The sequence below is a fragment of the Streptomyces sp. NPDC042259 genome, assembly GCF_055582085.1.
The window spans coordinates 801,233-820,137 of record NZ_JBVJDW010000002.1; the positions used below are offsets into that span (position 1 = coordinate 801,233).

General features: G+C 71.8%; 21 protein-coding genes and 1 pseudogene. 13 read left to right on the forward strand and 9 right to left on the reverse strand.

Annotation, left to right across the window (positions count from 1 at the left end; genetic code table 11):
• The first annotated feature begins 25 nt into the window (after positions 1 to 25).
• Positions 26 to 970 carry a sirohydrochlorin chelatase family protein gene (locus tag ACZ6MA_RS07940; protein WP_469431941.1) on the forward strand — a complete coding sequence of 315 codons (945 nt, stop codon included), beginning with the start codon at positions 26 to 28 and terminating at the stop codon, positions 968 to 970.
• Positions 971 to 1,095: 125 nt separating this feature from the next.
• Here the strand turns inward: ACZ6MA_RS07940 and ACZ6MA_RS07945 are convergent, their stop codons facing one another.
• Together ACZ6MA_RS07945 and ACZ6MA_RS07950 are read right to left on the reverse strand one after the other, a co-directional pair.
• The gene (locus ACZ6MA_RS07945; protein ID WP_469431942.1) at positions 1,096 to 2,178 is read right to left on the reverse strand and encodes a lactonase family protein; all 1,083 of its coding nucleotides are present in this window, start codon (positions 2,176 to 2,178) and stop codon (positions 1,096 to 1,098) included.
• 107 nt (positions 2,179 to 2,285) lie between these two features.
• Entirely contained in the window at positions 2,286 to 3,794 is a 1,509-nt protein-coding gene (locus tag ACZ6MA_RS07950; RefSeq protein ID WP_469431943.1) for an FUSC family protein, read from the reverse strand.
• Positions 3,795 to 4,218: 424 nt separating this feature from the next.
• Here ACZ6MA_RS07950 and ACZ6MA_RS07955 point away from each other — a divergent pair, with 424 nt between their 5' ends.
• Complete coding sequence (locus ACZ6MA_RS07955; protein ID WP_469431945.1) at positions 4,219 to 4,545, forward strand: hypothetical protein; 327 nt, start codon at positions 4,219 to 4,221, stop codon at positions 4,543 to 4,545.
• A gap of 158 nt (positions 4,546 to 4,703) precedes the next feature.
• Positions 4,704 to 4,853: a hypothetical protein gene (locus ACZ6MA_RS07960; RefSeq protein WP_469431947.1), complete on the forward strand. Its 150-nt coding sequence runs from the start codon at positions 4,704 to 4,706 to the stop codon at positions 4,851 to 4,853.
• 489 nt (positions 4,854 to 5,342) lie between these two features.
• Here ACZ6MA_RS07960 and ACZ6MA_RS07965 read toward each other — a convergent pair whose 3' ends face one another.
• Entirely contained in the window at positions 5,343 to 5,900 is a 558-nt protein-coding gene (locus tag ACZ6MA_RS07965) for a TetR/AcrR family transcriptional regulator (protein WP_469431948.1), read from the reverse strand.
• Between the two features lie 124 nt (positions 5,901 to 6,024).
• Between ACZ6MA_RS07965 and ACZ6MA_RS07970 the strand changes: the two genes are divergently transcribed.
• Positions 6,025 to 6,204 (forward strand): hypothetical protein, encoded by a 180-nt coding sequence (locus tag ACZ6MA_RS07970; protein WP_469431949.1) that lies wholly within the window; start codon positions 6,025 to 6,027, stop codon positions 6,202 to 6,204.
• A 61-nt stretch (positions 6,205 to 6,265) separates the two neighbouring features.
• Here the strand turns inward: ACZ6MA_RS07970 and ACZ6MA_RS07975 are convergent, their stop codons facing one another.
• On the reverse strand, positions 6,266 to 7,243 hold the full coding sequence (locus ACZ6MA_RS07975; RefSeq protein ID WP_469431950.1) for a terpene synthase family protein: 978 nt from the start codon (positions 7,241 to 7,243) through the stop codon (positions 6,266 to 6,268).
• A gap of 406 nt (positions 7,244 to 7,649) precedes the next feature.
• Complete coding sequence (uppS, locus tag ACZ6MA_RS07980) at positions 7,650 to 8,309, reverse strand: polyprenyl diphosphate synthase (protein WP_469431952.1); 660 nt, start codon at positions 8,307 to 8,309, stop codon at positions 7,650 to 7,652.
• 717 nt (positions 8,310 to 9,026) lie between these two features.
• On the opposite strand from uppS, the gene ACZ6MA_RS07985 reads away from it, so the two are divergent.
• From ACZ6MA_RS07985 to ACZ6MA_RS08000, 4 genes are all read left to right on the forward strand, one after another.
• Positions 9,027 to 9,239, forward strand: coding sequence for a hypothetical protein (locus ACZ6MA_RS07985; RefSeq protein WP_469431953.1), 213 nt, complete (start codon positions 9,027 to 9,029; stop codon positions 9,237 to 9,239).
• A 322-nt stretch (positions 9,240 to 9,561) separates the two neighbouring features.
• Positions 9,562 to 11,022 (forward strand): ABC1 kinase family protein, encoded by a 1,461-nt coding sequence (locus ACZ6MA_RS07990; protein ID WP_469431955.1) that lies wholly within the window; start codon positions 9,562 to 9,564, stop codon positions 11,020 to 11,022.
• A gap of 694 nt (positions 11,023 to 11,716) precedes the next feature.
• Positions 11,717 to 11,899: a hypothetical protein gene (locus ACZ6MA_RS07995; protein ID WP_469431957.1), complete on the forward strand. Its 183-nt coding sequence runs from the start codon at positions 11,717 to 11,719 to the stop codon at positions 11,897 to 11,899.
• A 154-nt stretch (positions 11,900 to 12,053) separates the two neighbouring features.
• Positions 12,054 to 12,602, forward strand: a complete 549-nt coding sequence (locus ACZ6MA_RS08000; RefSeq protein ID WP_469431958.1) for a hypothetical protein — start codon at positions 12,054 to 12,056, stop codon at positions 12,600 to 12,602.
• A gap of 7 nt (positions 12,603 to 12,609) precedes the next feature.
• Here ACZ6MA_RS08000 and ACZ6MA_RS08005 read toward each other — a convergent pair whose 3' ends face one another.
• From ACZ6MA_RS08005 to ACZ6MA_RS08015, 3 genes are all read right to left on the reverse strand, one after another.
• The gene (locus tag ACZ6MA_RS08005; RefSeq protein WP_469431960.1) at positions 12,610 to 12,918 is read right to left on the reverse strand and encodes a polyhydroxyalkanoate synthesis regulator DNA-binding domain-containing protein; all 309 of its coding nucleotides are present in this window, start codon (positions 12,916 to 12,918) and stop codon (positions 12,610 to 12,612) included.
• A 17-nt stretch (positions 12,919 to 12,935) separates the two neighbouring features.
• Positions 12,936 to 13,178 (reverse strand): hypothetical protein, encoded by a 243-nt coding sequence (locus ACZ6MA_RS08010; protein WP_469431961.1) that lies wholly within the window; start codon positions 13,176 to 13,178, stop codon positions 12,936 to 12,938.
• Positions 13,179 to 13,503: 325 nt separating this feature from the next.
• On the reverse strand, positions 13,504 to 14,319 hold the full coding sequence (locus tag ACZ6MA_RS08015) for an alpha/beta hydrolase (protein WP_469431963.1): 816 nt from the start codon (positions 14,317 to 14,319) through the stop codon (positions 13,504 to 13,506).
• Between the two features lie 21 nt (positions 14,320 to 14,340).
• Between ACZ6MA_RS08015 and ACZ6MA_RS08020 the strand changes: the two are divergent.
• From ACZ6MA_RS08020 to ACZ6MA_RS08030, 3 genes and pseudogenes are all read left to right on the forward strand, one after another.
• A pseudogene (locus ACZ6MA_RS08020) lies at positions 14,341 to 14,661 on the forward strand (response regulator transcription factor); the annotation flags it as partial.
• 179 nt (positions 14,662 to 14,840) lie between these two features.
• Positions 14,841 to 15,323: an Lrp/AsnC family transcriptional regulator gene (locus ACZ6MA_RS08025; RefSeq protein WP_469431965.1), complete on the forward strand. Its 483-nt coding sequence runs from the start codon at positions 14,841 to 14,843 to the stop codon at positions 15,321 to 15,323.
• A 114-nt stretch (positions 15,324 to 15,437) separates the two neighbouring features.
• Positions 15,438 to 16,361 (forward strand): D-alanyl-D-alanine carboxypeptidase family protein, encoded by a 924-nt coding sequence (locus ACZ6MA_RS08030; RefSeq protein ID WP_469431966.1) that lies wholly within the window; start codon positions 15,438 to 15,440, stop codon positions 16,359 to 16,361.
• Between the two features lie 50 nt (positions 16,362 to 16,411).
• Here ACZ6MA_RS08030 and ACZ6MA_RS08035 read toward each other — a convergent pair whose 3' ends face one another.
• A complete protein-coding gene (locus ACZ6MA_RS08035; protein WP_469431968.1) occupies positions 16,412 to 16,834 on the reverse strand; it encodes a YjbQ family protein in 423 nt (140 codons plus the stop codon).
• Between the two features lie 114 nt (positions 16,835 to 16,948).
• Here ACZ6MA_RS08035 and ACZ6MA_RS08040 point away from each other — a divergent pair, with 114 nt between their 5' ends.
• Positions 16,949 to 18,103: an NAD(P)-binding domain-containing protein gene (locus ACZ6MA_RS08040; RefSeq protein WP_469431969.1), complete on the forward strand. Its 1,155-nt coding sequence runs from the start codon at positions 16,949 to 16,951 to the stop codon at positions 18,101 to 18,103.
• Between the two features lie 18 nt (positions 18,104 to 18,121).
• Positions 18,122 to 18,871: a (Fe-S)-binding protein gene (locus ACZ6MA_RS08045; protein ID WP_469431971.1), complete on the forward strand. Its 750-nt coding sequence runs from the start codon at positions 18,122 to 18,124 to the stop codon at positions 18,869 to 18,871.
• Positions 18,872 to 18,905 lie beyond the last annotated feature (34 nt).

Sequence of the window (18,905 nt, forward strand, 5' to 3'; positions counted from 1 at the left end):
CTCCGAACGACTAACATGCGGCGCCATGAGCTCCCCCACAGGGCCCGTATCCGGCCTGCCTGTACGAATGCCGCGTCCCCGCCAGCCTGGACGGCACCGGCGGCCGGAGCCCGCGGCCGCTCCAGCGGGTGCGCCCCCGCTGGTCCTCGCCGTACCCGGAACGCCCGACCCCGCCACGCGCCTCCTCGCCGAGGAGATCCTCAGCATCGCGCGCGCCGAGCTCCCGGGGCTCGACGCGCGCATCGGCTACGTGGACGCCGACGGTGGCAGCGAGGGCTACCCGTCCCTGGACGCCGTCCTGGGCTACGCCACGGCCCAGCACGCCGCTCGCGCCAGCGAAGCCCGCGAAGAGGCCGCCGCGGACGAGCGTGGCGACGCGTGGGCCGCGGGGCCCGCCGCCGTCGTCGTGCCGCTGCTCGCGGGGCCCGACAGCGCCCTGCTGCGCCGCATACGCCAGTCCGTCATGAGCAGCGGCTCCGTGGTGGAGCTGACCGACGCGCTCGGTCCGCACCCGCTGCTCGCCGAAGCGCTGCACGTGCGCCTCTCCGAGGCGGGCCTGGCCCGCGCCGACCGCGCTCGACTGTTCACAGTCGCAACCGCTGCTGATGGCATCATTCTCGCCACGATCGGCGGCGAGGAAGCCGTGCAGGCCGCCGGGATCACCGGCATGCTGCTCTCCGCGCGCCTGGCCGTTCCGGTGATGGCCGCCGCGCTGGACGAGGAGGGCGCGATCGCCCGCACCGCCGAGCGGCTGCGCGGCTCCGGTTCCCGGAACCTGGCCCTGGCGCCCTGCCTGATCGGCCCCGAGATGGCCGAGTCCCTCCCGGCCGTGGCCGCCCAGGAGGCGGGCTGCGCGGCGGCCGAGCCGCTGGGCGCCTACCCGGCGATCGGCAAGCTCGCCCTGGCCAAGTACGCGGCCGCGCTGGGCATCGCGCCCGAGCCGTCCCTCCAGGGCGCGCCGGTCCGCTGACGCTCGTTCGGCGTCCCTCTCGGGACGCTTCGCTGTTCGGAGGGGCCCTCATGGGCCCCTCCGGTCGTTTCCGGAGGCTGGTGGCCCGGCCGGCCGTCGGCCGGGGGCCGGGGCCGGCCCGCGTCTCAGGCGAAGACCACGCAGGAAGCGGCGGGCATCGCGATCGACCCCGCGCGGCGTGGCAGGCCCGTGCCGGGCTCGACGGTGAACCAGGTGACGTCACCGGAACGTTCGTTGGCGGCGTACAGCAGGCGGCCTCCCGGGTGCGCCGCCAGATCGCGGGGCCAGTGGCCGCCGCAGTCGGCGGTGGCGCGGAGCCCGAGGACGTCACCCGAGGCGTCGAGGGCCAGCGTGGCGATGGTGTCGTGGCCGCGGTTGGCGGCCCACAGGAACCGGCCGTCGGGAGAGACCACGGGGGCCGAGGGGTAATTGGGCACCGTGGTGCCGGGAGCCCCGGCGGTCCGCCGAGGGATGACGCTTTCCTCGCCGAGCGGCTCCAGGTCCCCCGCCGAGGCGTCCCAGCGGCAGACCGTGACGGTCGACTCCAGCTCGTTGAGGACGTACGCGCGGCCGCCGCGCGGGTGGAAGACGAGCTGCCGGGGGCCGGTCCCGGGGCGGAGCGGTGTCGCGCCGTGGGGCCTCGGCACCCCCGTCACCGGGTCGAGGGCGTAGCTCCACACGGAGTCCGTGCCGAGGTCGACGGCGAGCACCCAGCGGCCGCACGGATCGGGCACCACGGCGTGCGCGTGGGGGGCTTCTTGCCGCCCGGCCACGGGGCCGCCGCCCCGGTGCGGCAGGACCGCCGAGGGCGCCTCCAGACCGCCGTCGGCACGCACCGGAAGGGCGCTGACGCTGCCCGAGCCGTAATTGGCGGTGAGGACGTGCCCTCCGGCGGTCGCGAGGTGCGTCGGGGAGGCGCCACGGACGGGCACAGGGGCGTCGAGCGGCACCGGCCGGTCCGGGTCGGCGAGGGAGAAGGCGACGACGGCCCCCTCCGGGATCTCGCTCACCGCGTACAGGACGTCCGCGGTGGGCGAGAGCGCGAGGAAGGACGGGTTCACCACGGCGTCGGTGGCGTACAGGGGCGTCAGCGCGCCGGTGACGGCGTCGACGTCCGCGACGGTGAGCCCCTGCCCGCCCGCCTCCGTGAACGACCCGATGTACGCCCGCCGCCCCCGACTGCGTACCCGCTGTCCCGTGCCGGCCACGCGCCGCCTCCCCCGTCTAGTCCCGTCCAGCCCCGTCGGCCCGTCCGGTGCGTCCAGTGCATGTCCGGCCGACGCTACACCGCGTCGCCGACGAGAGCAGAGGGTGGTCAGGCCCCGGCCAGGGGCGAGGGGCGGGAGCTGTGCAAAGGCCCGGCCAGTTCGGCCAGTGCCCTCTCCAGGCCGTGCAAGTGGGCGAGCGCGTCGTCGGATGCCGAGACCTGCGGGATGGCGGCTCCGGCCATCTTCGCGTCGCGCGCCTTCCCCGTCGGGGCGAGTGCCTCCACCGCGGCCTCCACGCGCCAGCAAGCGGCCGCGAGCCGGTCGTCGTGCGAAGCCTCCGGGTCCGCGGCGATGGATGCCAGTCCACGGACTTCGCGAGCGCAGTCATCGAGGAGCGCCAGCACGCGACGAGCCTTCTCCTTGCGGGTACGCGAGGGATTCAGCGGGTGGACGAGCGGGGCAAGGGAGAGCCGCACCCGGCCGAGCAGCAGTTCCAGTTCGGCGACCAGGGGCGCCGGGTCGGCCGCCGCGGAGCCGGCGAGCCGTGCGCCGGCTTCGGCGGCGCAGGCGTGCACGCACCGAAGGGCGCGCTGTATCCAGGCGTCGGTGGCAGCGTGCGTGGTGACGGGCAGCACGATCAGGACGGCCAGGGCCGCACCCACCGCTCCGACGCCGGTCTGGGCGAGGCGCAGGGTGAGCAGGTCCGCGTCCAGGACACCCATGAGCCCGTAGAGCAGCCCGGCCATCACGGTGACGGCGAACATCATCCACGTGTACGACACGGCGGCGGTGTAGAAGATCCCGAAGACACACACCGCGACGAGGGCTCCGGTGGGCGCTACGGCCCCGTGCAGGGGAATCGCCACGACCATGCCGGTGGCGATACCGATCACCGTACCCAGGACCCGTCGGAAGCCCCGGACGAGGGTCTCGCCGCGCGATGCCGTGTTGACGAAGATCCACCAGGCTGTACCGACGGCCCAGTACCAGCGCTCGTCCGAGACCAGCTGGCCCACGGCCAGCGCCAGACCGCAGGCGAAGGTGGCCTGGAAGGCCTGCCGGGTCGTGACGCGCGCCAGGCCCGTCGCGGCGAGAGGCGCCGGGCCGGCCGGCGGAAGGGTGCGCCGCTCAATGCACCAGAGCCCGAAGCGGACGAGGCCGGCGGCTGCCAGAGCCATGATCACGGCCGCGTACAAGTGCGGCAACTGCGCGGGAACGGCGTGCAGGAACTGAGTCGCGAAGAACATCATGAAGCCGAAGATGCCGAGCGCGTTGCCCCTCGGACCCCAGCGGCGGGCGTACACCCCGCAGAACACGACGGCGAGGAAGGCCACGTCCCGCACCAGCGGGAGGCTGTGCAGCCCGGCCGCCAGCGCGAGCACGGGCAAACCGACGGCCGGCAGCAACGCGGTGGTGATCACCTGGCGCCGCACGGTGAGATCAGCGACCGTGAACAGCGCGAGCAGCGCTGCGAGCCCAGCGGTGATGGAGGCGGTCAGCGGCAGGCCGGACATCTGGGCAACGGCGACCGCGGAAGCCACACCCACGACGGCGCGGATGGCGACCCGCAGTCTGCCCCGCCCCGGATCCGGTGCCACGAACGCCCTCTTCAGCACTGCTTCCCGCCCTTCGGTGTCCCGACATGAAAAAGGCGCCGCGGGGATCCGCAGCGCCATCGACATCCCCATCACACCATCACACCGGCTGTTGGCTCAAGGGAGGGCCCCAGTACTGGGCCATTGGCCTACTCTTGGCCCCTGGAACTGCACCATCAGAGGGCCAATGGCTACACAGCGGTCGGGACAGGCAGCGTTCATCCGGATGCGGCAGCGCCGGTCCTTCAGGCAGCGGCATCAGTGGCCCCGGGCTGGGCAGGCGGGCTTTATGCACGGACAACATGCGCGTCCCACGAGCACCCTGTTCGGCGCGGCCCCCGAGACCGAGAGGCCGCACCGCCCACGGACTGCCCGGCACTCACGGCGTGGCCAGAACTCGGGCCGGCTGCGCCGCCGGATCCTCGCCTACCGGGCAATCGACTTCTTGTCCTCACGCATCCCCGGGGATCCTCACCCGGGCGAGGAGTGCCTGCTTCTCGTCCACATCCGCAAGGTCGTCGGCCAGGTCCACTACCGGATCTGCACCGACTGCGCCGAGGCCGTCATCACCGATGTCGTCATCGAGCAACCCTTCCAGCACACAGGCCTGGCCACCCGAGCCCTGTCACATCTACGCTCCCGCCACCCCGGCATGACCTGGCGCAGCACCCTGAGCCGGCGCACCACCCGTCATCTCCTGCGCCGCATGCGCATCCTCCCCGCACCCGCCGCCACCCAGTGCCCGCACGCGCACCCCCCGGCCTCGCTGTAGCTCGCGGTGGCGGCGCCGCTCATCTTTCACAACTCGCCTGCAGGCCCGTGGTTTTGCCGTAGCATCGCGATTGCTGTGCATAGCGATCCCTCATCAGGTGCCCCCCGGGCACCCTGCCTGGGGCTCGGGCCTGAGGGCCCGGGGTCGAGAGAGGGGCGATGGCTGTGTTTCAGCGCGTGCGGGAGTGGCTGGGCAAGATCTCGGACGGGGCCGGCGTGGTCTTGGACGGGATCGAGCGCCGTCACCAGGCCCTGGTAGTGATCGCGGCGTTCGTGATGCCGGTCTTAGGCAACTGGATGGCGCGATAGCACCGACCCCCGGATCGTAGCTCCGGGGGTCGGTGGATCTGGGGCCGCCCGATGACGGCTTCGCTCCGATGGCATGCGGGCTGTCGGAGCGAAGCTCACGCCTGCTTCAGCGCGGCGCTGTCACATCTCAACTTGGCCGCCGTGACACATAAGAGTTGATACCTCGTAGCTTTGCACACCGCCTCGGGGGTGCGTACCCCGTTTCGGCGGGCGACTCCGAGGAAATTCGGTACACGTCGGGTTGGGGAGGGCTCCTGCCCTACCAAAGCGCACCGGTTGGCTCGACCCGGCCGTACCCGCCTCGGACAACTACGGTCCGGCCCCGCAGAAGGCCGGGCCCGGATTCAACCGCAACGGCCACGTGCCACCTCGTACGCGCCTGATCGACCCCGTTCCCGCAGGCCGGAGGCACCGCGCACCCCGCAACGCCTCCGGTGCGGGAACCGGGAAGCCACTTCGAACGAGCGCGCTGGACGCGTTGGCCGGAGGTCAGTCGCCGGCCCTGAGGGCATCCAGGTGCCGTTGCAGTACCTGCAAGAGCAGCTTCGGCGGATAGCGGTCGGGCAACAGCGTTGCCTGGAGAGTGAGTCCGTCGAGGAGGGCAGCCAGTCGCGTGCTTTCGAGTTCGATGTCCATGTCGCCCGGTAGCCCGCCGGCGCCCCGCGCTTCGTGCAGCACGCGCGAGATCAGGGCGTGCAGGCCGGCCTGCATCTCGGCGGCGCAGGGCCGCAGTTCGGGGCGGGTGTGTGCGGCGGTGGTGAAGGCGAGCCAGAGTGCGGACTCCCGGCGGCGGGCCTCGTCCAGGGGAAGGAGCTCGGCCAGGAGCTCTTGCGTTGCGGCCCGGCGGTCGGTGCCGCCGTCGGGAGCCAGGAGCCGTTCGGCGTGGGTTCGGACGCGGTCGCCGATGCGCTGGCCCAGCTCCCTCATGGTGAAGGTCATCAACTCGTCGTGATCCGCGAAGTAGTGGCGGACCGAGCCGACGGCGAGTCCGGCTTCCTCGGCGACGTTGCGCAGCGACGCATGCTCCAGCCCATGCCGGGCGGCCACGTCCAGGACTGCCTGCGCTACCACCCTCGGTGCCGCACTCGGAGCACTCCGCGGCACGACGGTTCAACTCGTCGAAAGAAAGGGCGTCCTGTGGCAGCGGTACACCGGCCGTACCTTCCTCGCCGTGCTCGGCACTCTGGCAGTCTCGGCCGGCTTCAACATCGTGGCGGTGAATATGGGCATGCACGAGGAAGCACGCCCCCTCCAGCTCGCCATTGGCGTGAGCTTCCTCGGCGAGTCCCTCGTGATCGGCCGCCGCGGCATGTCATCGGGGATCCCCTTCGCCCCGGCGCGAACGCGTTAGCCCGTGACCGGACCTCGAAGACCTCCAAGCCTTCACCTACCTGGCACCGATCAACTCCGCGCTACCGCCAGGTCGGGTTCATGCGCTTGGCCGACAAGGACCATTGATGTGAACCGTGGCTGACAACCCTGACCCCTTCTACGTACCGGTGGAGGTCGGCCTGCTGGTCCGAGGTGAGTGGGAACGGCTTGGACAGCACAGGAATCCTTGTCTCCAGGTCCCGCAGGCGTGCCGCGGCTTCATGCGTCATCTTCCGCACCTCCTCGACGGCCTGGGCACGGGTGAGGTGCTGGTGGTGTTCCAGGACCAGCACCAGGTTGTGGACGTCTCCGGCCCTTTCTTCCCGTTCGACGGAGTGCACGTCATTGACCAGAGTGCAGACCTGGGTACCGACGCTGCGGATGTCCCGGACCCACCAGGTGCGGTAGATGTGTTCGGGCAGCTCGAATCCGGCGATACGCTCGACGAGGTCGAAGTAGACCTCCGGGGCGCCGGTGAACCTACGCTGGCGGAGGTAGTCCCTGGGTGCGGGGATGGATCCGCTCAGGCGCGTGTGGGCCTCTGCGGGATAGGTCCACAGCCAGTCCCGGAGGTTTCGGTGGGTGCGAGAGATCCAGGTGGGTGGCATCCCCTGGATGTATTCCTGCCAGCACTCGGCCCACCCTCGAATCAGCGGGGTGGATCCTCGATTTTTCCGGGGGGTGCGAATCGTGAGGACGGACTCGATTTCTCGGCACAAGGCCAGTACCTGATCGGGGTGCCGGCCCACGGGTCCGTCAAGGTGATCGTCGAGCAGGTACATCAGGCTGCCGATACGGATCGGCAGGTCGAGTTGGGGCCCAGTGATATCGACGTAACTGAGGGAACTCCACTCGGCCAGGTGGTTCGCCAGGTGCACTTCCTTCTCGGTGGGACTGCGGATGAGGTCGCGTTCGGCGAGCCAGCGCACCGTTCGTTCGCGGGCCGCTTCCACTTCCCCGGGCATGCAGGCTGACGCGGGCAGCGGTGGAAAGGGAAGGTCGAAGTCCAGCAGAGGCATGGGGACACCTGTCTTCGATGGCTGGTCATGCCAGCGTGGAGGGGTCGGATGCCGAACCGGCGGCGCCGGGCGGCGAACGCGGGGAGTGCGAGGCCATCACCGGCTGGCCGACGGCACACAGCACGGCGGAGGTGACGGCGACGAGGTACTCGTGGCCATGGGGTGTGAGCCGGGCCTCGGGTGGTCGCGATGTGGTCCCACCAGTTGATGGTGGGGGTGGGCAGGGGCTCCAAGGCGTTGTCCGGTGGCTTCGAGGTGAACCGGTATGCGATGCACGGCAAGGCGTCGGGAGAGCGGCCGTCGGGTCCTGTTCAACACACCTCCCGATGACGGCCCGGGGCTCCGGGTGCGGCTGTGGTGGGCGTCCAGGACCGCGGTCCCCGACCTTTCGTGACGATCAGTATTCTCAGCGGCCGAAACGTCGATGGCGACCGTGATACCAGCGCAGTGCCGCGTCGAAGCTGTGGTGGTCGAAGTCGGGCCATGCGGTATCGGTGAAGTAGAGTTCCGCTTCCGCGGCCTGCCACACCATGAATCCGGACAGGCGCTGTTCGCCCGAGGTACGGATGACCAGGTCGATGTCGGGCTGGCCGGCTGTGGACAGATGCCGGGCCAGCCGGTCTTCGGTGACAGCCCCGCCGCCCGCACCCTCGCTGCGGGCGAGGGAGCGGACGGCGGTCACGATGTCGTCCCGCCCGCTGTAGGCGAGGGCCACGTTCAGCGTGATGCCCTGGATGTGCCGGGTCTGTTCCGTGATCCCTCGCAGGGTGCGGGCGTCCTCAGCCTCCAGTTCGTCCATGGCGCCGATGATGCGGATGCGCCACCGCCCGGTGGACGCCATCCTCTGCAGCCCGGCCGTGACCGCGTCCATGATCTGTCGGACCACGGCGGGAGCCCTCCGCAGGTTGTCCCGGGAGAGCGCCCAGACGGTCACGAAGGTGACGCCTGCCTGTTCACACCAGCCGGCGAGTTCGTGCACGCGTACGGCCCCTGCCCGGTATGCGGCGAAGAGCGGGAGCCGGTGTTCCGCGGCCCAGCGCCGGTTGCCGTCAAGAATCACCGCCACATGCCTCGGCGCACCCTGCGAGTCCGCTGTGTGTCGAGGGGCCGGGACGGGCTGGGGCACGTCCGTGACATTCACGTCGGCCTCCCCGCTCAATTCGCTTGGACAAGCGGGTTGCGGCGGAGCTTCCTGGGAGTGAGAAGGTGCCGGCCTTCTCGTCGGCGGCGACGGTCCGGAGTTCCGCGTAGCCGCACTGTGCCAACCGCTGGGGGACCCGCTGGACCAGAGGATGCGACCGTGCCGCCTAAGCCCCCGGTCAGGCCGGAGGGCAGGCCGCCGACTCCCCTTCGATTCCGTGCCATGGCATCCTCCCTCGGTCCTCTGGCGGATTTGGCCGCTCCTTTTATGACGACACACCGCGCCCTGCCAGTCCAGGTGCGCAACGCCCCGGCCGGGGGCATTCGGCAATCATGCGGAGTACGCCAGGGGCGTACGGCATGCCGCCCCGCCCATCACTGACGACTGCGCTGGGGTGTCGGCTCGCGCCAGGCGCAGGGACGACGCGGAGTCGCGGAACGAGCGACCGCGCAGAGCCGGGTCGTGCACACGGATGGCATCCGGGACCGCGCCTGGATCCGTGTGGTGTCAGGGAGTACCGGCGCGCTTCCCCCGGCCGGTGAGTGCGCCCGCCGAGCACATCCCGGCTGCCGGACGGGGCATGCGAGCCTCGGGGGGCGTACTCCGTCGCCGGAGGCCCGTCTGCGGGCACTGTGGCCGCAGGTGCTGCGCGGTCTGCGACGGCAGCGCGCCACCCTGGCTCCGGACACCGGCACCCCAAGGTCGATCCACGTCGCCGGTCCCCCGCCGGTGGCCGCGCTCGTCGCCGACGCCTTCGGCCTGGCGGCGGCGCGGACGCGTCTGCGCCTGCGCCTGCGCCTGCGGAAGCATCCGCGGGAGGCGGGAAGCTGCCCGGCCGTGCGCCTCTGCTCATGAGCGCCCGATGCCGGGTGCACGAGCCGGGCGGTGGCTGGGCGCGCGGTGTCCTTTCGGACGGAGGGCCGCGCGGAATCGCGGGCGGGGGTGGGCGGGCGCACGCCGCTGCCGGGCGCCGTGCGCCTCCCCGTCCCCTTCGCGCTCCGTCGGGTGCGGGGTTGTGAGCCGACGGCGAGGTGCCGTGCACTGGAGGTGACCGGAAGAGAGTCAGAGCAGGGAGTACCCGCCCCCGATGCACGGGTGGGCCGTATCGCCGGTTCCGGCGCGGGTCGTGCGCAGGGGAGGGTCTGTGGGCGGTGGCCGCACACGGCATGTCGCGCGTGTGGTGGGGCGGCTGCTGGCCGAGCAGGTCCGCGTCCGCCGGGCGAAGCCGGGGGAAGACGCCGAGGGCCAGGCGCGGGCCGTCCGGGAGGCGCTGCAGGAGCTGGGTCCGTTCTACATCAAGGTGGGGCAGATGCTCTCCACCCGGCCGGACTTCGTGCCGCCGGCTGTGCTGGAGGAGCTGGGGCAGTTGCACGACCAGGTCACCCCCGCGCCGTTCAGCACGTTCGAGCCGGTGCTCGCGGCGGAATTCGGGCCACGGTGGCGGCGGCTGTTCCGGGAGATCGACACCTCGGCGCCGCTGGGCGCCGCCTCGCTGGCCCAGGTCTACCGGGCGCGGCTGGCCGACGGCACACTCGCCGCCGTCAAGGTCCAACGCCCGGGTGTGGAACACGTGATGGCCCAGGACATCAAATTGCTGCGGCGGGCCGCCCGCCTCCTGGCGCGGGCCGCTCCCCGGTTCACAGCCGTGGTGGACGTGTCCGCCATGCTGGGCGTGCTGTTCGAGGCCATGGAGGCGGAGACGGATTTCCGGGTGGAGGCCGGCCACATGCGCCGGGCCCGGGAGCTGTGCGAGGAGTTCGCGTGCCTGTCCGTGCCCCGGGTGCTGCTGCCGCCGACCCGGCGGGTGCTGGTGCAGGCGCTGGCCCCGGGCGTGTCGATCCGCGACGCCGACCCGGGCGCGTTCACCACCGCCCAGCGCACCGGCATCGGCCGGGACCTGATGGCGTTCATGTACCGCGGCTACTTCCTCGACCGGTTCTTCCACGCGGACCCGCACCCGGGCAACATCTTCGTCGCCCCGGGCGAGCCCGCGCATCTGATCGACTGGGGCATGGTGGGCCGTATGGAGAGCGGTACCAGCCGGCACCTGGTGCTGGCCCTGCTCAACCTCGCGGCCAATGACGGCGCGGGCCTGGCCGCGACGTGGATCGACATGGGGACCGCCACGACCTGGGCCGACGTCGCCGGGTTCCGCTCCGACATCAGCCTGCTCGTCCCGAAGATCGCCTCCGTCACGCTGGAGGAACTCAACTTCGGCGTCACCCTGACCGCCGTCCTCGCCCACGCCACCCGCCGCGGCATCCGCACCAGCCCAGTCATCTCCCTGCTGGGAAAGTCCTTCGCCAACCTCGAGGGATCCATCCGCTACCTGTGCCCGGAGCTGTCCGTCACCGAGGTCTTCGCCGAGAACCTGCGCACCATCATCTTCGGCCTCGCCCGCGAGACCCTCTCCGAACAACAGGCCGCCCGCACCGCCCTCGATCTCATGATCGCCGCACCGGGGGCTCTCCAGCAGACCCGGGGAATTCTCCGCGCCTTCGCCGAGCAGGACATCACTGTCCACGCCAAGGTGGCCGGTGAGGACGACCGGCGGAAGAAGGCCACGGACGCCGGGTCCTGGCCCCTCTGGACCGCCCTCGCTCTCGTCGGCTACCTCGCACGCGGCAGGAGAGGATGACCTGGCAACGTCGCTTTGCCTTGCCACTGCCCTCCGGAGCCGGCAGTACCGCGCCCGCGTCGTTGTCGCGGCCCCCGGAGCGCAGGGCAGGTGACGAGCGTGCGGAGCCGACCGCGTCGCTGACACCCGTAACAGCTTCCCCGGGACGTGACCAGACGGCACTCCCGCCGCGCACGCCGCCGGAGATCTGCCGTACGCGCCTGATGCGCTTGCGCGCCGCCCGGTGGGGGTTGTCGGCGAGGGCCGGCGTGCCGTGCACTGGAAGGGAGGAGCCGGGTGGCAGGGGCCGGCCCCGTGCTGAGAGCCGGCGTGCGCTCCCGAGCGGTCACGGACGCAGGGGTTCGCCGGGCGGCTGTACCGACGTGGTGGAAGGGGATGTGGCCCGTGGCCGCGCTCGTTCGCACGGGTGCCGGGACGGCTGTCCAGGGGCAGGCCCCGGGGCAGCGGTGCCCGGAGCCGCCGGCGCCCCGGGCCGCGCCCTGCGGGCGTACGGCGCTGCTTTCCGGACACGGCCCATGCCTCCAAGCGGCCGAAGCCGCCGCGCCGTCCGGCGGACGGGAGCGACGGCCGTCGGCCCCGGGCGTCCTCCCTCGCCGCCCACACCCCGACTGAGTCCCGCGCCCGAAGCGGCAGAAGGACGTGAGCCCGGCACACACCGCCCGCCCGATCCCGCCCGCCACGAAGGGTAAGGCCCTTGCTGTCGCGTCCCCGCGGTCTCTTCTTCTGGCTGGTCGTGATCATCGTCCTGTTCTTCATCGCGACGGCTCCCGTCGCCACGGCCCACGCGATCCTGGCCGTCTGGCGGGCGGCCATCACTCTCTTCACCGGACTGAAGACGTTCATGAGCGTGCTCAGCTCCTCAGGTGACGGCAGGTAGCCGACTCGGTACCCGCCCTCGGCCCTGCCCCATGCCCCGCGGCCGGGCAAAGGCCCGCTACCCCCTCGCAACGAGGAGGCCGAAGAGCCGTCCCGAGCAAAGGAGTTCCCTGGTGCCGTTTCGCCGCAACGTTTTACGACGCATGCTCACCGCCATGTCCCTGGCGACGGTTACCGGATGCGCCTCGTTCAGCACCACGTACGTCGAGCCCGTCCCGCAGCGGCCGCCCGCGGTCCCGTCACCGGCACCCGGCAGGAGCGGTCCGGCCATGCCGATGGCCTCCGCCGCGTCGCCCTCCCGGACCGCAGTTGTCCCGTCCCCTGGCGCGACGCGACGGGACCCACCGCCCGCCACCGCGCCCGCCCCGGCACGCGACGCCCCGCCGACGCCCTCGGCGAACAGCCAGGACGCCCTCTCCCCGCGCTCCGTCACACCACCGAGCCTGCCACCCGGCGCCACCGCGGGCGGCGAGATCCCACCGGACCGCAGTGGTGCGCGGGACGAACCGTCGCCCGCCGTCGACCCCACGTCGCCGTGCCACCGCCGGCCGCTCCCGGGCGACGTGCCGCCGGACGACGCCACATCGTTCGGCCGGCCCGTGGCCGTATGCGACGGCACGCCGCTCACCTCCCGCTCCCCCTCCCCCGGTGCCGGACCGGTGGAACACGGCTTGCCGGACGGCGCCGCCGACAGCTGCCCGTAACGCCGCCTCAGCCGCGCCCGGGCGCCAGAAGGGTGGCAATCGTCGCGGACGGCACGGCCCCGTGCCCGAAGGGGGCGAGTTTCCAGGAAAGCGCTGCGCCGAGGACGGTGGCCAGGACCTGGTAGGTGCAGTCCTGGTCCGTGGCCGCGTCCCGCGCCCGAAAAGTGGCGCCTGCGCGGATGTCATCCGCCAGCTCGCCGAGCGAGACGGGCCGGTGGGCAGTGGTGTCGTGCAGCGAGCCGTCGTGGTGGCGGCTCAGCTCACGAGCCTCCCGGGCCGGCCCGGGCGGCTCGCGGCGCGGCGCGGTATCGCGCATCAACGCACCCGGGCCCGTCAGGTCCGGGGGCTCTTGTCGGCCGCCACCTGCCGGGTGCCCGCGTGGCCGGTACGGGCGGGCGGCCGGTGGTCGTCGTCCTCGTCGGGCCGGACAGCGTTGCTCGCCGCCTTGCGCAGGTCGTACTCCAGATCGCGTGCCCGGTCCAGACACTCGTCGGTGAAGTCCTTCGCGTCATCGAGGACGTCGCCGATGAAACGGATGAGGCCGCTTCGGCGGCGGCCCTTCGAGCGGGTGGTCATGACTGGCCCCTTCTTCTGCGCCGGCTCTTCCCGGCCGGCACGCGCGGGCAGGGGGGCCGTGCCCACGCGGCACTCTCGCGAACGGGCTCGGCCACTCCTTTCATAACGACATGCGCCACCCCTCCCGTCCAGACGCGCACCGGCCCGTCCGGCGGCACTCGGACACCGCGAGAAGGCCGCGAGGGCGCACGATGTGGCTGCTCGCCCCGCTGCCTTCCGACACGCCCCGCCCCCGGTACGCACCACGCTCGTGGGCGCCTCAGTACGCCGGCACGAGGAGGCCGGGACGAGCCGGGGGCACGCACGGCGGCATGCGGGATTCCGCCTACTGCCCGGCAGACGCCCGGCAGGTCAGGTCCTTGGCCGGGAGCCTGCCCGTGGTCAGGTAGACCGTGGCGCTCCTGTCCGCGCAGGAGTTGGTGCCGTGGACGATGTGACCCTCTCCGCCGGTGACGGTGACCATCCGGGAGCCGCGCAGGGCCCGGTGCATGGCCTGGCCGCCGGCCAGGGGTGTTACGGGGTCCCACTCGTTTTGCAGGATGAGTGCGGGGACCCTGTTGGTCACTGTGGTCCGGGGTTCGCTGCCCGGCTTCCAGAAGGCACACGGCTTGATGTGGGAGTCGAAATCGCCGGACAGCGGATACCGGGCCTTGTCGCGGATCGCGTCGCGGCGGAACTGCTCGGGGTCGCGCGGCCACGACGTGCGGGTGTCGGCGCAGAGGGCAGCCCAGACGCTCGCGGTTTCGTTGTCCGGGGGGACGTCATGGGCGGACGCCGGCCCGGAGGGGCCCGGGGTCTGCTCGGGCGTGCCGGACGGATCCGGCTTCTTGCCCTCGGCTGCCCTCTTCAGCTCGGTGATCCATGTGGCGGCCTTCTGGACGCGGGAGAACGTGGCGCGCTGGGCGCGGATGGCGTCACCGGTGAGGAGTGTCCCGCCGTAGTCGATGGGTTGGCGGTCGGCCTGGGCGATGAGGTCCCAGAACGTCGTGCCGACCTCGGTCGGGGTACGGCCCAGTTCGTACGTCGTGTGCCGCCGGGCAGCCCATTCGGTCCATCGCGTGAAGGCGGGCTCGGCCCTCTCCGCCATCGCCCGGACCATGCTCCGCCCGTACCGCGCGGGGTCGGCTGCGCTGTCCAGCACGAATCGGTCGGTTCGCCGGGGGAACATCTGCGTGTAGACGGCGCCGAGGTAGGTTCCGTAGGAGTCTTCCCGGCGGCCCTGCGCCGGATGGTCGCCGCCCGCCCGCTGGACGGTGCCCGGGCGTTGCCGAAGGCGGCGCTGACGGAGCGGGAGGAGGAGGTGCTGCGGTCGATGGCCACGGGGCTGTCCAACCCGGAGATCGCCCTGTCGCTCAGGGTGAGCCTGGAGACGGTGAAGACGCACGTCGGGAACGTGCTGACCAAGCTCGGCGCGCAGAACCGGACCCACGCGGTGGTGATCGCGTACGAATCGGGTCTGGTGGTGCCGGGGTTCACCGGCTGACGTGACAACCGGCTCGCGTGATCGCCACCGATCCGGGCACCGCCGCCCGGCCGGGGGGCTTCGTTCTGGAGCCTCAATGGCTCAGCAGGTCCCCTCAATGGCTCAGCACGTCCTCGGCAAGCCGGACCATTGGTACAGTGCCAAGCCGGGAACGATGACCAGAAGGAGGCCGTCGGCTCATGGCGGTGGACGCGCTGGACGCCAAGATCTTGCGGTTGTTGCTGGAGCAGCCCCGGACGAGCGTGCGGGAGTACGCGCGCGTGCTGGGCATCGCGCGCGGCACGCTGCAGGCCCGGCTCGACCGGCTGGAGCGCGAGGGCGTGATCACCGGCACCGGACCGCGGCTGTCCCCCGCGGCGCTCGGTCATCCCATGCTGGCGTTCGTCCACATAGAGGTCACCCAGGGTCATCTGGACACGGTGGCGAACGCGCTCACCGAGGTGCCGGAGATCATCGAGGCGTTCTCGATCACCGGGGGCGGGGATCTGATGACCCGGGTCGTCGCGCGCGACGCGGCGCACCTGGAGGACGTGATCCAGCTGCTGGTCCAGCTGCCCGGGGTGGTGCGCACGCGTACCGAGGTGGTGCTGCGCGAGCGCGTGCCCTACCGGATGGTGCCGTTGGTGGAATCGGTGGGCCGGGCGGCGCACCGGTCCGCCTGACCGGGTTCTGACGGGCCGCCAATTCTGCGTAGAGGCGCCCCGATGTCTCCCCTCCCCCGCATAGGTGGGATTATCTGCTCGCTCATCTCAACAAGCGAGGACAAGGGGATGTACATGGTTGGAAATGGGGGAAGACCGGTGCGCCGGTGGGGAACGGCGCTCGTCGCGTCGACCGCGGCGATCGCCGTCGTGCTCCCGGCGACGACCGCCGAGGCCGCCGCGGGCCCCTCGGGAGTCACCGCTCAGGGCGCGTTCCTGCTCGACACCGGCAAGAACAGCCGGCTGTGGTCCAAGGACGCCGACACCAAGCGCCAGATGGCCAGCACCACCAAGGTCATGACGGCGACCGTCGTCCTGGACACCAGTGGCGTCAACCTCAACAAGCTGGTCACCATCAAGCAGTCCTACCGTGACTACGTCGCGCGTAACGGCGCGAGCACGGCGGACCTGCGCGTGGGTGACAAGCTGACGGTGCGGCAGCTGCTGTACGGCCTGATGCTGCCCTCCGGGTGCGACGCCGCGTACGCGCTCGCCGACTCCTTCGGCAGCGGCAGCACCGAGGCCGCGCGCACGAAGTCGTTCATCGGCAAGATGAACAAGAAGGCCGCCGCCCTTGGTATGAAGAACACCAAGTACGACTCCTTCGACGGCATATCGGCGGCCGGCGCCAATTACACGACGCCGCGCGACACGGCGAAGCTGGCCGGCCACGCGATGGCCAACAGCACGTTCGGCACGGTCGTCAAGTCGACCAGCACCCAGCAGAAGGCCGCGAACATCAATCGCACCTACTACTGGGACAACACGAACAAGCTGCTCGGCTCGTACAAGGGCGCGATAGGTATCAAGACCGGCACGGGCTCCGTGGCCGGGCCGTGCCTGGTGTTCGCCGCCCAGCGAAACGGTCGCACGGTCGTGGGCGTCATCCTCAACGATGCCAACCGCTACGCGGACGCCACGAAGATGCTCGACTGGGCCTTCAACACCAAGACCCCGGTGAAGCTGCGCCAGCTGCCGGCGTCGGCCCAGAAGGACTGACACCCGGCTGACGTGGGGTGACCGGCCGCCGGGCAGCCGGTCGACAAGCGTCAGCCGAGAAAGGTCAGCCGCACCTGGCGGTCCGGGTTGTCCCGGTTGGTATCCACGAGACACACGGACTGCCAGGTGCCCAGCTCCAGCCTTCCGCCGAGGACGGGCAGCGTCGCGTGCGGCGGCACGAGCGCCGGAAGGACATGGTCCCTGCCGTGGCCGGGGCTCCCGTGCCGGTGCCGCCAGCGGTCGTCGGCCGGCAGCAGATCCCGCAGCGCGGCGAGCAGGTCGTCGTCACTGCCCGCGCCCGTCTCCAGCACGGCGACTCCGGCAGTGGCGTGCGGGACGAAAACATTGAGCAGGCCGTCACGGCCCGCGGCCACGGCGTCCAGGAACTCCTCGCAGTCGCGGGTGAGGTCGTACACGGTCTCCGAAGAGCCGGTGGAGACGTCGAGGACATGCGTACGGAACGTTTCGGTCATGCCTCCATCTTGCCCGCCGACAACGCCCGCGACCCGGTCGGGCAGGGGTGGCGGCAGCGGGAGCGGCCGGACAGCAGCGGGAAGGGAACGCGTACCGCCACTGTTAGTGGAATCGTGAACGAAACTGTGGCGCGTGAGGTCGAGGTCGTCGTGGTGGGCGCCGGGCAGGCGGGCCTGTCCGGGGCGTACCACCTGCGCCGGGCGGGCTACGAGCCGGACCGGGACTTCGTCGTCCTTGATCATTCGCCCCGCCCGGGCGGTGCCTGGCAGTTCCGCTGGCCGTCGCTGACCTACGGCAAGGTGCACGGCATGCACGCGCTGCCGGGCAGGGAGCTGACGGGGGCGGACGACTCCCGGCCCTCCTCCGAGGTGATCGGCGGGTACTTCGCGGAGTACGAGGACGCCTTCGATCTGCGCGTGCGCCGCCCGGTCGAGGTGAGCGCGGTGCGTGCGGGGCCGCGGGGGCGGCTGCGGGTCGAGACGTCGGAGGGCGTGTGGGCACCGCGGGCCCTGATCAACGCGACCGGCACCTGGGACCGCCCGTTCTGGCCCCGCTACCCCGGCCAGGAGACCTTCCGCGGCCGGCAGCTGCACACGGCCGACTACCCGGGGCCGGACACCTTCGCCGGACAGCGGGTCGTGGTCGTCGGCGGCGGCACGTCGGCTGTGCAGCATCTGATGGAGATCGCCGAGGTGGCGGCGGAGACGACCTGGGTGACCCGGCGCCCTCCGCTCTTCCGCGCGGGCCCCTTCGACGAGGCACGCGGGCGGGAGGCGGTCGCACGGGTCGAGGAACGGGTACGGCGGGGACTGCCGCCGGCGAGTGTGGTGTCCGTGACCGGGCTGCCCATGACGGCGGCCATGGAACGGGCCCGGGCCGCGGGCGTGCTCGACCGGCTGCCGATGTTCGACCGTGTCACCCCCACCGGTGTGACATGGGCCGACGGCCGCGGTATCGCCGCCGACGTCATTCTCTGGGCCACCGGCTTCCGCGCCGCCGTCGGCCACCTGGCACCGCTCGGGCTGCGCGAGCCGGGCGGCGGCATCCGCCTCGTGGGCACCCGGGCGGCCCGCGACCCCCGCGTGCACCTGGTCGGCTACGGGCCTTCGGCCAGCACCATCGGCGCCAACCGGGCGGGCCGGGAGGCCGTACGGGAGATCCGGTCACTGCTGGCCGGATCCGGTGACGAACCGGCCGGCGCACCGGCCGACCGCCACGTCGACCACCCTGGCGGCCCTTCACAGCACTCGCTCGCTGCGGCAGTATGAGCCGCGCGAGGAGGAATCATGCGCGTGGGGCTGTTCGTCACCTGTGTCAATGACACGCTCTACCCGCGCACCGGCCAGGCCGTCGTCACCCTGCTGGAGCGCCTCGGCGTCCGGGTCGACTTCCCCATGGCACAGAGCTGCTGTGGCCAGCCCCAGTTCAACACGGGTTACCGCCACCTGGCGGAGCCCCTGGTACGCCGCTACGCCGCTGCCTTCGCGGGCTTCGACCACGTGGTCACCCCCTCCGGTTCCTGTGCGGCGATGATCCGCGACAACTACCCGCGGATCGCCGCGAAGGCGGCCGCCGAGGGGCGCGGTGACGTGATGTCCAAGGTGGCGGCCGCAGCGGCCAAGACGTACGAACTGACCGAATTCCTGGTGGACGTCCTGGGGGTGACGGACGTCGGGGCGTACTTCCCCCACACCGTCACCTACCACCCCACCTGTCACGGGCTGCGGGTGCTGGGTCTCGGTGACCGCCCGCTACGGCTACTGGAGAAGGTGCGGGGGATCGAACTGCGGGAGCCCGCCGGGGCCGAGGAGTGCTGTGGCTTCGGTGGCACCTTCGCCGTCAAGAACCCCGCCGTGTCCGCCGCGATGGGTGCCGACAAGGCCCGCGCGCTGGCGGGGACCGGTGCGGCGGCCGTGTGCGCGGTCGACAATTCCTGTCTTCTGCACATCGGCGGCACACTCGCCCGCGCCGGCTCCGCCGTCCGCACCGTGCACATCGCGGAGATCCTCGCCGGCACGGAAGGCAGCGCCCTGTGAGCCGTTCCGGAGGCCCGGCGGGCGGCTCCGCCCC